General features: G+C 37.1%; 11 protein-coding genes. 9 read left to right on the top strand and 2 right to left on the bottom strand.

The window, feature by feature from the left end; translation table 11 throughout:
- Window positions 1-69: 69 nt before the first annotated feature.
- The 8 genes from F3J23_RS12805 (at window position 70) to nhaA (ending at window position 11,450) form a co-directional block, all read left to right on the top strand.
- Window positions 70-264: a hypothetical protein gene (locus F3J23_RS12805; RefSeq protein ID WP_167029404.1), complete on the top strand. Its 195-nt coding sequence runs from the start codon at window positions 70-72 to the stop codon at window positions 262-264.
- Window positions 257-2,959, top strand: a complete 2,703-nt coding sequence (locus tag F3J23_RS12810) for an ATP-binding protein (RefSeq protein ID WP_167029901.1) — start codon at window positions 257-259, stop codon at window positions 2,957-2,959. The genes F3J23_RS12805 and F3J23_RS12810 overlap by 8 nt, the downstream gene beginning before the upstream one ends.
- A 9-nt stretch (window positions 2,960-2,968) precedes the next feature.
- Window positions 2,969-3,328, top strand: a complete 360-nt coding sequence (locus tag F3J23_RS12815; RefSeq protein WP_167029407.1) for a response regulator transcription factor — start codon at window positions 2,969-2,971, stop codon at window positions 3,326-3,328.
- A gap of 104 nt (window positions 3,329-3,432) precedes the next feature.
- Window positions 3,433-5,319: an AMP-binding protein gene (locus F3J23_RS12820; protein WP_167029410.1), complete on the top strand. Its 1,887-nt coding sequence runs from the start codon at window positions 3,433-3,435 to the stop codon at window positions 5,317-5,319.
- Window positions 5,320-5,333: 14 nt separating this feature from the next.
- Complete coding sequence (gene acs / locus F3J23_RS12825; RefSeq protein ID WP_167029903.1) at window positions 5,334-7,289, top strand: acetate--CoA ligase; 1,956 nt, start codon at window positions 5,334-5,336, stop codon at window positions 7,287-7,289.
- Between the two features lie 294 nt (window positions 7,290-7,583).
- Window positions 7,584-7,949, top strand: coding sequence for a hypothetical protein (locus F3J23_RS12830; protein WP_167029413.1), 366 nt, complete (start codon window positions 7,584-7,586; stop codon window positions 7,947-7,949).
- Between the two features lie 109 nt (window positions 7,950-8,058).
- Window positions 8,059-10,269 carry a RelA/SpoT family protein gene (locus F3J23_RS12835; protein ID WP_167029415.1) on the top strand — a complete coding sequence of 737 codons (2,211 nt, stop codon included), beginning with the start codon at window positions 8,059-8,061 and terminating at the stop codon, window positions 10,267-10,269.
- Between the two features lie 2 nt (window positions 10,270-10,271).
- Window positions 10,272-11,450, top strand: coding sequence for a Na+/H+ antiporter NhaA (nhaA, locus tag F3J23_RS12840; RefSeq protein WP_167029418.1), 1,179 nt, complete (start codon window positions 10,272-10,274; stop codon window positions 11,448-11,450).
- On the opposite strand, the gene F3J23_RS12845 is transcribed toward nhaA, so the two are convergent.
- Window positions 11,447-12,460 (bottom strand): YihY/virulence factor BrkB family protein, encoded by a 1,014-nt coding sequence (locus F3J23_RS12845; RefSeq protein ID WP_167029421.1) that lies wholly within the window; start codon window positions 12,458-12,460, stop codon window positions 11,447-11,449. The genes nhaA and F3J23_RS12845 overlap by 4 nt on opposite strands.
- Window positions 12,461-12,787: 327 nt before the next feature.
- On the opposite strand from F3J23_RS12845, the gene F3J23_RS12850 reads away from it, so the two are divergent.
- On the top strand, window positions 12,788-13,261 hold the full coding sequence (locus F3J23_RS12850; RefSeq protein WP_167029424.1) for a 23S rRNA (pseudouridine(1915)-N(3))-methyltransferase RlmH: 474 nt from the start codon (window positions 12,788-12,790) through the stop codon (window positions 13,259-13,261).
- Window positions 13,262-13,339: 78 nt separating this feature from the next.
- On the opposite strand, the gene F3J23_RS12855 is transcribed toward F3J23_RS12850, so the two are convergent.
- Window positions 13,340-13,792, bottom strand: coding sequence for a tRNA (cytidine(34)-2'-O)-methyltransferase (locus F3J23_RS12855; RefSeq protein WP_167029427.1), 453 nt, complete (start codon window positions 13,790-13,792; stop codon window positions 13,340-13,342).
- Between the last annotated feature and the right edge of the window lie 20 nt (window positions 13,793-13,812).

The raw sequence follows: 13,812 nt of genomic DNA on the forward strand, positions 1-13,812 counted from the left end.
CTGATTTTAATTTACCCTAAAGAAGATGGCGAGATTCCATATGATCTTAAAAAAAGAATAAGTATCTATATGAAAAAGAGACACGAACAAAAACTGATTATCCTCAGCATCGCATTAATGATTGCTTTCAGTATTCCTATTTCATTACTTTTTAACAGTGAAAGGGAAGTTTTTGGTTATCCTATGATTTTAGTTTATCTGTTTTCTATCTGGATGATCTCTATTGTGGTTTCTTTTGTAATTGTAAAAAGGTATGATGAGTAGTTTTGCATTATTCTTTGTAGTCTTGTTTTATCTGGCCCTCCTTTTCTTAGTTGCTCATCTCGCAGAGAAGAAAAGAAGCAAGCTCTGGATCAACAATCCTTACATTTATGCATTGTCTCTTGCTGTATATTGTACAGCATGGACGTACTACGGAAGTATAGGTGTTGCCGCAACAAGCGGATTGAATTACCTCCCCATCTACATCGGTCCTATCATGATTATTCCCGCCTGGATCTACATTAACACCAGGATTGTAAGAATTTCCAGGATCAATAAAATAAGCAGCCTTGCAGATTTCATCTCGTTACGATACGGAAATAGCCGAAGCCTGAGTGCTATTATTACCATAGTCTGCCTTCTTGCTATTGTTCCTTATATCGGCTTGCAGATCAAGGCAATTTCTGAAACCTTTCATCTGGTAACGGAAACTCCAATGTCAAAGGATATTCTTACTGATAATGCTACTTTTGTGGTTGTTCTCATCGCGCTATTTTCTTCTTATTACGGAACACGATACGTTGATGCTTCAGAAAAACGTTTGGGAATCATTTCGGCAATCGCACTGGAAAGTTTTTTAAAGCTTTTCTTTATTATTATCCTCGGACTTTTTGTTATTTATTATGTTTTTGATGGATTTTCAGACATTTACGCAAAAGCCAGCCGCTTTGAAGATTTTAAAGAAAAAAATACCTTCAACGGAATTGAAGGTGCAATGAACTGGATGGTTTTGTGTATGATTTCCGCAACAGCAATCTGTATTCTTCCGAGGCAGTTCCATACAGCTATAGTTGAAAACAGACAGGAAAAACATATAAGAACTGCCATATGGTTTTTTCCGCTTTACCTTTTGATTTTTACTGTATTCATCTTCCCCATTGCATGGGGCGGAAGGTTAATCTTCGACGGCCAAAAAGTGAATCCGGAATTCTACTCTATCCTGATTCCCCAACATTTTAACAATACTCTGATTACAGTTCTGGTTTTCCTTGGAGGATTGAGCTCATGTATTTCCATGATCATTATTTCCGCTATTACCTTATCTATTATGCTTTCCAACAATCTTATCATTCCTTATGGCCTGCTTGGAAAACTAAAGTCTGAAAACGAAGCTCAAAATACAAGAAGCATCACCAACATCAGAAAATTCAGCATTTTTGCTTTGATCATCATGGCTTTTGCTTTCTATAAATATTTCATTCTGAAAACATCACTGGATTCTGTCGGATTGATTTCATTTGTAGTCATTGCACAGCTTGCGCCCACGTTTTTCGGAGCTTTATTCTGGAGAAGAGGAAGCTATAAAGGAGCAGTCATAGGGCTTGGGGCCGGGTTGGCGATTTGTTATTTCGGACTGATCATTCCACAGTATTATTTTTCGTACAATCAGGAATTCAAGGTGGTTTTAAGGGATATGTATAATGCTTTCGGTTTTTTCACCATTCCTTATCTGGATAGAATTCCGCAGATTTTTTTCTGGTCTCTCCTTGTCAACACAGGTTTGTTTACCATCATTTCCGTAAGCACGAAGGGGAATTATCGTGAAAGAAATTTTGCCGAACTTTATGTAGATATTGACAAATATATTCAAAATCACGAGAATGCTTTTATCTGGCGTGGAACCGCTTATATTTCTGATATCCGGAATATTCTTGAACGTTTTTTGGGCAAAAACAAAACGGAACAGGCCTTAAGAATTTTCAATTTAAAATATAATATCGATTCTAAAACCGAAACTGCAGATTCAAGATTCATCAAATTTTCGGAAAATCTTTTAGCAGGGAGAATCGGTACTGCTTCAGCAAAAATATTGATTGAAGGGGTAACCAAAGAAGATAAAATATCTTTAAAAGAGGTATTGAATATCCTTGAAGAATCTAAAGAAAACATCAGCTTAAATAAAAAACTTACGGAACAATCTGAGGAACTGCAAAAACTATCTGATGATCTTCGAACCGCCAATGAAAGTCTGATTATCAAGGACAGACAGAAAGACGACTTTCTGGATTCTGTTGCCCATGAATTAAGAACTCCGATCACCGCCATTCGCTCTGCAGGAGAAATTCTGGCAGATGATGATGAGATTCCTTTTGAGATCAAACAGGAGTTTCTAAATAATATCATTACTGAATCCGACAGGCTGAGCGAGATCATCAATGATATACTTTATCTGGATAAGCTTCAGCACGGGGAAATTTCGCTTACTATTCAGCAGAATAATATTCTTGAAACCTATAAAAAAGCATTAAATCCACTTCTCCATCTGATACAGCAGAAAAATATTCATTTAAGTGAAGTTAATCTTCTGAATCAGTTTATATTTGACTATGATGAAGCAAGAATAATTCAATTGCTTCAAAATATTTGGGGAAATGCTTTAAAATTTACCGATGAGCAGGGAACCATACAAACCAAGTTATTTGAAAAAGATGATCATTTGGTTATTTCCATTTTTAACACCGGGAAACATATTCCTGAAGAAGACCTGGAAATGATCTTTGACAAATTTTATCAATCTAAAAACCAGAATATTTTAAAACCAACAGGAAGCGGATTAGGGCTCGCCATTTCAAAAAAAATTGTACAGGCTCACGGAGGAAGCATTAAAGCTGAAAACAGCGGACTTGGTGTTACTTTCACCATCAGCATTCCTGAAAAAACTATAAAAGAGATTACAGATGAAGTTGAACACCATTAAAACCTATTTATGAGAAAGATAATCATTGCGGACGACGAGCACAAAATATTAATGTCACTGGAGTACAGTTTCAAGAAAAACGGCTATGATGTTTATATTGCAAGGGATGGTACAGAAGTTCTGGACTTTTTAAAAACCATGGTACCAGATGTGATCCTTCTTGATATTATGATGCCCAACCTCGATGGATACAGTACTCTTGATATGATCAAACAAAATGAAAAACTGAAAGACACCAGGGTAATCTTCCTGAGTGCAAAAAACAATCCGAAAGATATTGAAAAAGGGATTGAAATGGGAGCAGATGCTTATGTAACCAAGCCCTACTCTATTAAAAAGCTAATGCAGCAGATTGAGGAAATGTTTTAAGAGACTGCACCGCATGTGCTTGTAATTAAATTTCTTAGACTTTTATCCTTGTCAAGGTTTTAAACCTTGACAAGGATAAAAAAACCAAACACATAACTATTGACATGAATACCGATATTTTATTTAAACAAAGTATAGAACACAAAGAAGACTTCTGGAAAGAACAAGCCAAAGAAATAAAATGGTTTGATTTCCCTCAGCACATTCTTTCAAAAGATGAAAATGATTACCCGCAATGGTTTTCCGACGGAAACCTTAACATGTGCTACCTATGCATTGATAAACATATTGAAGACGGTTTCGGAGGTCAGATTGCTATTGCTTATGATTCTCCGGTTACCCATCAAAAAATAACCTATACATTTAATCAGGCCCAAGAAGAAATTTCTAAACTTGCCGGCGGACTGACTTCTTTGGGTTTGAAAAAGGGAGATACTGCCGTTATTTATATGCCCATGATCCCCCAGACTCTTTTTGCTATGCTGGCTTGCGCCAGAATTGGCGTGATCCACAATGTGGTTTTTGGCGGTTTTGCCCCTCACGAATTGGTAGTAAGAATTGATGACTGCAAACCTAAAGTATTAATCACAGCTACCGCAGGAATAGAGATCGCCAAGAGAATCCCTTACCTTCCTTTGGTGGAAAAAGCAATTGAACTGGCTCAGGACAAAGTAGACAACATCATTGTTTATAACAGAAAATTAGTTGATAATCAGAATGAAATGTTTGAAGGACTAATAGACTACGAAGAACTGGTTCAGAAGTCAGAACCAGCTGACTGCGTTTCTGTTTCATCTACCCACCCGCTGTATTTACTTTACACTTCCGGAACCACAGGAAAACCAAAAGGAATTGTTCGTGACACCGGAGGATATGCTACTGCCTTGAAGTTTTCCATGAAATATGTATATGGTGTTGAACCGGGAGAAACCTACTGGGCTGCATCAGATTTCGGATGGGCCGTGGGACATAGTTTTTCTGTTTATGGACCGCTGATCAACAGAAATACTACCATCATTTTTGAAGGAAAACCTATTATGACACCCGATGCTGGAACTTTCTGGAGAATTATTTCAGAGTATAAGGTTTCTGTAATGTTCACCGCTCCTACAGCAATCAGAGCTATTAAAAAGGAAGATCCGGATGGGGAACTTGTAAAAAAGTACAATCTCTCCCACTTCAAAAAACAGTTTCTGGCTGGTGAAAGATGCGATGTCGCTACATTAGACTGGTTTGCAGAACACATCGGAGTTCCGGCTGTTGACCATTGGTGGCAGACGGAATCCGGATGGCCAATGCTTGGCTTAATGACTTTTGACGAGCAATACAAAATCAAAAGAGCCTCTGCAGGAAAGCCGATTCCGGGATACGATATTAAAATTTTTGATGAAAATGGATTGGAACTTGATCCTCATCATGAAGGTTATTTAGTAATCAAACTCCCTCTTCCTCCGGGCGCAATGCTTGGAATATGGAAAGACTATGAACGTTTTGAAAGCAGCTACCTGTCTCAATACAACGGATATTATTTTTCCGGAGATGGCGCCATACAGGATGAAGATGGTTATATTTTCATCACAGGAAGAGTGGATGATGTAATCAATGTAGCGGGACACAGACTTTCCACTTCTGAGATGGAAGAAATCGTTTCTTCACATCCGGATGTTGCAGAATGCGCTGTAGTAGGAATTGACGATGATCTGAAAGGACAAATTCCTTTTGCCACAGTTGTTTTAAAGAATGGCTCTACTATTTCTGAACAAGATATTGAAAAAGATATCATTCAGATGGTACGTCACAAAATCGGAGCGGTAGCCTTCCTGAAAAACGCAATGGTTGTTAAACGCTTACCTAAAACAAGGTCCGGAAAGATCTTAAGAAAATTAATCCGAACATTGCTTGATGGAAAAGATTTTCAGATTCCATCCACAATTGATGACGAGAAAATCATTGATGAAATTCAGGAAAAAATCAAGGAATATAGGGCTTAAAAGGGAAATTAAACATAAATTTAAAACATAATAAATTCAAATTTCAAAAAAACGAAAGGGATATGAGAAATTACTTAATAGAAGATTTACCACAATATTTTGAGGATTATAAAAAGTCTATCAAAAATCCTAAAAAATTCTGGGACAAAGTTGCAGATCAGAATTTCGTGTGGTACCAAAGATGGAGCAAGGTTGTTAAGTACGACATGAATGAAGCCAAAATTACCTGGTTCAAAAATGCCAAACTCAATATTACCAAAAACTGTATTGACAGACATCTTTCCGTAAGAGGCGATAAAACGGCCATCATCTGGGAACCCAACGATCCGAAAGAAGAAGCACAGCATATTTCTTACAATGAATTATATACCCGTGTCAACAAAACAGCAAATGTGCTACGCGATATGGGAATTGAAAAAGGAGACAGAGTCTGTATTTATCTTCCGATGATTCCTGAATTAGCCATCACGATGCTGGCCTGTGCAAAATTGGGAGCTGTTCATTCCGTTATTTTTGCCGGATTTTCTGCTTCTGCTGTGGCTTCAAGAGTCAATGATTGCGAAGCAAAAATGGTGATTACCTCAGACGGAAGTTACAGGGGAAATAAAGTTTTAGATCTTAAAAGTATCGTTGATGAAGCATTAGAAAAGACACCAACTGTTGATAAAGTTCTTGTAGTCAAAAGAACAAACAACGAGATTAAAATGAAAGATGGAAGAGATTACTGGCTGGCTGACCTGTACGAAAAAGCTTCTCCTGATTTTGTAACCATGATCATGGATTCTGAAGATCCGCTTTTCATTCTCTATACCTCAGGATCTACAGGAAAACCGAAAGGAATGCTCCACACCTGCGCCGGATATATGGTTTACACGGCTTATACTTTTAAAAATGTCTTTAATTATAAAGAAAATGATATCTATTGGTGCACAGCAGATATCGGATGGATTACAGGACACTCTTATATTCTTTACGGACCATTATTAAACGGAGCTACCACCGTTATTTTCGAAGGGGTTCCTACCTACCCGGAACCGGATCGTTTCTGGGAGGTCATCGAAAAACATAAAATCACTCAGTTTTATACCGCTCCTACCGCTATCCGTTCTTTAGCAAAAGAAAGTGCAGAATGGGTAGACAAGCACGATTTAAGCTCCTTGAAAGTAATCGGTTCTGTGGGGGAACCTATCAATGATGAAGCATGGCACTGGTTCAATGACCATGTAGGAAAGAAAAAATGCCCAATTGTAGATACCTGGTGGCAAACGGAAACAGGAGGAATCATGATTTCACCGCTTCCTTTTGTTACACCAACGAAACCTACTTATGCTACTCTTCCACTGCCAGGTGTACAGCCTGTTCTGATGGATGATAAACGTAATGAAATTACAGGAAATCAGGTGACCGGAAATCTTTGCATCCGCTTTCCGTGGCCAGGAATTGCCAGAACGATCTGGGGTGACCACCAAAGATACAAGGAAACTTATTTTACGGCTTTCCCGGGTAAATATTTCACTGGTGACGGCGCGTTGAGAGATGAAGTGGGATACTACAGAATTACAGGGCGTGTGGATGATGTAATTATCGTTTCCGGGCATAATCTAGGAACAGCTCCTATTGAAGACAGCATCAACCAACATCCTGCTGTTGCAGAATCTGCGATTGTAGGATACCCTCACGATATCAAAGGAAATGCCTTATATGGATATGTAATGCTTAAAGAAAGCGGTGAAGGGCGTGATAAGGAAAATCTTAAAAAAGAGATCAATCAATTGATTTCGGATCAGATCGGGCCTATCGCCAAACTGGATAAGATTCAGTTTGTTTCAGGACTTCCCAAAACACGTTCCGGAAAGATCATGCGTAGAATATTAAGAAAAATTGCGGAAGGTGATTTCAGTAATTTCGGAGATATTTCTACTCTTTTAAATCCTGAAATTGTTGAGGAAATCAAAAACGAAAGAATCTAACTCATTTTTTAACCTATAGTGAGCCCTGGAAGTTATTTTCAGGGCTCTTTTTTATTATAACACCCCGTTCTAAAATAGGTTGATAGAAAATTGACTTATTTATGAAAAAAAGATGATTAAGCTAAAGAAACATTATTTAATCATCAAAATTAAACACCTGTTCAATAAATATTTCTAAAATATATCACATTATATTGTCAATGAAATGTTAATTAACAAATTTTATTGATTTAAACATAATAAAAATCAGAAAATAATCATTAACTTTAATCATAACTTTTAAACCTATTAATTATGTCAAATATACTAGCTGGACTATTTGAGCATCACAGCGACTACAAAAAACTAGAAGGTGATCTGGAAAATTCAGGATTTGAAAATGCAGATTACATTATATACCTAAACAGCGATACTAATAACGCGCAATATCTGGCAAGTGTTACTGTAAAAGACAATGGCCAGATTGATACTGCCCGGAATGTTTTCGTTCAAAATGCGGCTTTAAAAACCTATTTATTTGAAAACATGAGCATCAGAGAAGCTAATTATGATACCATTAAAAAGTACATTGATGCAAGAAACAGAGCTGAAATACACAACAGCCCTGATATTAAGATAAAAACATCCAGTGACGGAATGAATTCTGAAGTAAAATTCTAACTGTCATAAAGATCAGTCAAATTAAATCCGTAGACCACTCTACGGATTTTTTATGTTTGAAAAAAGTAAAAAATTTCGTATTTTCGTGTGATTATAGGCGTCTGCACAAATGAGTTACGATTTAGAACAAGAAAATAAAGAGATCCTTGCCCGATATAAGGATCTGATTTCGAATACATACAGGACTTTGGATGAGGAAAATAATAAACTCATCCGAAAGGCATTCGATATTGCTTTGGATGCCCACAAGGATCAAAGGAGGAAATCCGGAGAACCTTATATTTACCATCCCATTGCTGTTGCTAAAATTGTAGCTACAGAGATTGGCTTGGGCGCTACATCTATTGCCTGTGCGCTTTTGCATGATGTAATTGAAGACTCCGACTATACCTACGAGGACCTGAAAAAAATCTTCGGTGAAAAAATCGCCAATATCGTGAATGGACTGACCAAAATCTCCATCATGAACCATCAGAATATCTCGGTACAGTCTGAAAATTATAGAAAACTGCTATTAACACTTTCCGAAGACTTCAGGGTGATTCTGATCAAAATTGCAGATCGTCTTCACAATATGCGGACGCTGGAAAGCATGGCTCCGGACAAACAGAAGAAAATTGCTTCGGAAACGGTTTATATCTACGCTCCCATGGCTCACCGTCTGGGGCTGTATAATATCAAATCCGAACTTGAAGACCTATCTTTAAAATATAATAATCCGGAAATATATAATGAGATCACGGAAAAGCTTGAATTAGCCAAAGAAAGCCGTGAAAGATATATTGAAGAGTTTAAAAAAGAAGTATCTGAAAGACTTCGTGAAGAAGGTCTAAATTTCAAAATAAAAGGCCGTGCCAAGGCCATTTCTTCCATTTACAGAAAGATGCTGAAACAAGGAGTTTCTTTTGAGGAAGTTTTTGATAACTATGCCATCAGAATTATTTACAAATCTGATGCGAAGAACGAAAAGTTTCTGGCCTGGAAGATCTACTCTATCGTTACCGATGTATATCACAGCAATCCCTCCAGAATGCGTGACTGGATTACCCAGCCGCGTTCCACAGGATACGAAAGCTTACACCTGACGGTTTTAGGCCCGGATAGAAAATGGATCGAGGTACAGATTCGTTCAGAACGAATGGATGAAATCGCTGAAAAAGGGGTTGCCGCACACTACAAATATAAAGAAGGATATAAACAAAGTTCTGACGACAGAAATTTTGAAAAATGGGTAACCGAGATCCGGGAAGTACTGGAACAGCAGCAAAATCTTTCTACTTCGGAGCTCTTGGATAATATTAAGCTTAATCTGTATTCCAAAGAGGTATTTGTATTTACACCGAAGGGAGAAATCAAAATTCTGCCTACCAATGCTACGGCACTTGACTTTGCTTTTTCCGTCCATTCAGATTTAGGAATGAAATGTTTGGGAGCTAAGATTAATGGAAAATTGGTTCCTATTTCGTATGTCCTTCAGAATGGCGATCAGGTAGATATCCTTTCGTCACAGAACCAGAAGCCAAAATCTGACTGGCTGGAATTCGTAGTGACTTCAAAAGCCAAGTCTAAAATCAAAAGTTACCTGAATTCTCAGAAAAATCAGCTGGTAGAGGAAGGAAAAGAAATTTTGCAGAGAAAACTGCGCCATGCAAAAATTAATTTCAATGATGATGAAATTAACAAACTTCAAAAGTTCTTTAACTTAAAATCATCCCAGGAACTCTTTCTTAAATTTCAAAGTAATGAATTGGATGTCAGCAGCCTGAGAAAGTATATTGAAAGTAAAAACGTATTCAACAACTTGCTTTCAAGATTCAGAAAATCGCCTAATAAAACCCAGCATTTCGAGGAACCGAAACAGGAAAACCTCGATATGATCGTCTTTGGGAAAGATGAAGAAAAGCTTAATTACAGCTATGCAAAATGCTGTACAGTGATTCCCGGAGATAAAATTTTCGGATTTATTACCATTTCAGACGGAATCAAAGTACATAGTGATAACTGCCCGAATGCAATTAATTTGAGAGCACAGTATGATTACCGTGTGATCCCTGCTAAATGGGTAAATGCTGAAAGCTTTAAGAACAGGGTAAAAATTGAAATTGAAGGGCTTGACAGAATGGGAATGATTAATGACATTACCACCGTCATCAGCGGAAGTATGGGAATGGACATGAAGAGTATGTCCATAGAATCCAATAATGGTGTTTTCACAGGAAATATCAATCTCGAAGTCAAAAATAAAGGTCAGCTGGAAGAGACCTTTAAAAAACTTAAAAGTATTAATGGTGTTTCAAGAGTGAGACGACTACAATCATAGACATGAATTTATCTCTTTATTTTAAAAAATTTTTCAACAACAGCCAGGCCTCAGGAATTATACTCATTTTCTGTGTACTTATTTCATTGCTTATTGCCAACTCATCTGCTGCAGAAAACTTTCAGCACTTTTTAGACCAGGAAGTGGGAACACATCTTTTTGGGCTGGAATATCCTGTCAGCATCTGGATCAATGATGGTTTGATGGCTGTATTTTTCCTTTTGGTAGGTCTTGAAATAAAAAGGGAACTTGTAGAAGGTGAGCTCTCATCTTTTAAAAACGCTTCTCTTCCTATTTTTGCGGCAGTAGGCGGGATGCTGGTTCCTGCCGTGATCTATACTATTTTCAACTCCGGAACTGAATACAGTAACGGCTGGGGAATTCCTATGGCAACGGATATTGCCTTCTCTCTGGCTATCATTTCAATGCTGGGAAAGAAAATCCCCAATTCTATCAAAATATTTTTAGCTGCACTGGCCATTGTGGATGATTTAGGAGCTATTCTGGTAATTGCAATTTTCTATACGGAACAGATCCATTGGAGCTACCTTCTATTGTCTTTCGGTGTAACCGCTTTGTTGTTTATTTTGAATTTTTTAAAGGTTACCAAAACAATATTTTATATTATTCCCGGATTATTTTTATGGTATTTCCTTCATCATTCCGGAATTCATGCAACCATAGCAGGAGTTTTACTTGCTTTTTCAATTCCAACCAACGCTTCCAATGTGGAAATTTCACCCTTGGAAAAACTGGAACATCAGCTACACATTCCTGTAAGCTTCCTGATTATGCCAATATTTGCTTTAACGAATACCAATATTACCTTTTCCAATGAAATGATTGCAGGCGTTACAAGCACCTTAGGTCTTGGGATTATCTGTGGTTTAATATTAGGAAAACTGATTGGTATCAATTTGTTTTCATTAATCGCTATCAAATTAAAACTCAGTTCTTTACCTCAGAACAGTAACTGGCTTCAGATGATTGGCGTAGGTTTATTGGCCGGAATCGGATTTACCATGTCGATCTTTATTGCATTACTTTCCTTCAAAGGTGAAATTGAAATTCAGGATGAAGCTAAGTTTGCCATTCTGATTGCTTCTTTCATAGCCGCTGTTGCAGGATTTACCATTCTGAGCATAAGTTCAAAAGAAAACCCTGAGCTGGAAGAAAATTAATCTTTTTTTCCGTTCTCCAGCTTTCTTTTATGTTCCTCGTCTCCCTCAAAATCAGGTTCTGTAATCTGAGTGCTGTACTGTACGGTTTCTTTCTGAATTTCATCAGACAGCAGTTTTTCTATTCGGAGCTTTCTGATCGCCATATTCAATTCATTTCCGAATAGAAGCAGGTATACGTTCACATTTACCCAAACCATCAGCAGAATCATACTTCCTATGGAACCGTAAAGTACGTTGTACCTTGCAATATCCTTTACATAAATTGCAAAAATATAAGTTGTGGCTACAAATAGAACAGTTGTTAAAATCGCTCCGGGAACCGCTTGTCTGAATCTGGTTATTTTCACGGTTCCTAACCAATAAAATAACGTTAGAAGAATAAAATAAAACAATGGAAAAGACACAAATCCGATAATACGGGAAAGGTTGTCTACCAGCCACGAAATATCATAGGCAGGTGTAAATAGCTTCATTACAACTTCCGCATAATACACCCCAAAAAGTGTCAGAAAAACAATGGTGATAAAGCCTATCGTAATAAAAAAGGAAAGAATGAATTCTTTTACATCGCTAAGCTTTTCTTCCGAATTTTCGTTGAAGCCATTAATCAGGGAAAATGTACCATTCGTAGCAAAGACAAGCGCTAGTACAATAGTCAGATTACTGATCCCTTTCATGTTCGGAATAATATTGTTAACAATATAGCCTCTTACGTCTCCTTCCATATTTGAAGGAAAGACATTATGCATCAGTACATCAAAAATATAAAACTGAAGCTCATCATAAAGCGGCATATAAGGCAGTACGGAAAGTAAGAACAGAATAAAAGGAAAAAGACTTATGGTAAAGCTCCAGGAAATTGCAGCTGCTTTTCTTCCTATTTTCCCTTTGAAAATCCCCGAAATATAAATCTGAAACATCTGCCACAATGATATTCCCAAAACAGGAATATGGATGTTATCAAAAAACTGTTGAATCTTCAAAATAAATTTAGGAACCTTTACACTCATCGATCTGTTGGTCTTTATACAAATGTAGGGGAATTAAATTAAATGAGGAAAAGATGACAGCTGAGAGATTACAGACATTAGACAAAATACACTCTAAAATAATGATGACAGTCTATGGATCTCAATGGGAATTCTGCTTCGCAGATGAATGGTGAATCTTTTTAATAAGAAATCGGTAGTCAAAAACCATCATTCATTAATCACCAGAAAAAGACACACCAACCAGCAACTAGAAAAAAAACAGCAACTCCCCCTCCTCAACATTACCCTGAAATCTTTGAACTTTACTTCCCGAAGCCCTATCTTTGCTTTCTGAAAATTCTTACAATGCGAATCAGTTTACTTTGTATCGGTAAAACAGACGATAAGGAAATTACGTCTTTAATCAATTATTACCTTAACCGCCTTCCCAAACACTGGAATTTTGAAATCACGGAAATTCCTGATGTTAAAAATGCGAAAAATCTATCCCCGGAGCTCCTCAAAAAAGAAGAAGCAAAATTGTTTTTGAATCATATTGATAAAAACGATCTTGTGGTAATTCTTGATGAAAAAGGAAAACAGTTCACCAGCCGGGAATTTTCTCAGAAAATTGACGCATGGATGAACTCTTCAGTAAAGAAAGTGCATATTCTGATTGGCGGAGCTTATGGTTTTTCAGAAGAAATGTACAGCAGAGCGAATGAGAAAATGTCTTTATCCAAAATGACGTTTACCCATCAGATGATCAGGCTGTTCATTGTGGAGCAGCTTTATCGGGCTGATCAGATTCTCCAGGGAAAACCTTATCATAACGACTAAAGCCCTTCTTTATTAGAAAGGGCTTTTATTTCTTTAGAACTATGGTCTATTGCTAATTTAAAAACAGGAAGTACTCTCCTATTTCAGATTGATTTGTCTTTTGGCTTCACCCACTACAAAAGCAACGGAATTGGCGATATTAAAACTCCTGATCAATTTTGACATAGGTATTGTTAAATGATTTTCGAAACGCTCTAAAACATCTTTACCCAATCCCACACTCTCCTTTCCAAAAACCAGCCAGTCTCCATCCTGAAAATCGGTTTCCAAATAGGATTTTTCTGCATGTGAACTCATTAAAAAAACGCGTGACCTATCAGGAATATTTTGAATCCATTCTTCAATATCTGCATATTCTGTAACATCAAGATGTACCCAGTAATCCAGCCCGGAACGCTTTAGGTTTTTATCATTAATTACAAATCCAAATGGATGAACCAGGTGTAGTCTGCTTTCAGTTCCTACACATAATCTTCCAATATTTCCTGTATTATTAGGTATTTCAGGTTCTACAAGAACAACATTCAGCATCTTTTTCTTTTATTCGTTTT

Origin of the sequence: Chryseobacterium sp. Tr-659 (assembly GCF_011752975.1) — a bacterium.
In the GTDB taxonomy this organism is placed as follows: Bacteria; Bacteroidota; Bacteroidia; order Flavobacteriales; family Weeksellaceae; genus Chryseobacterium.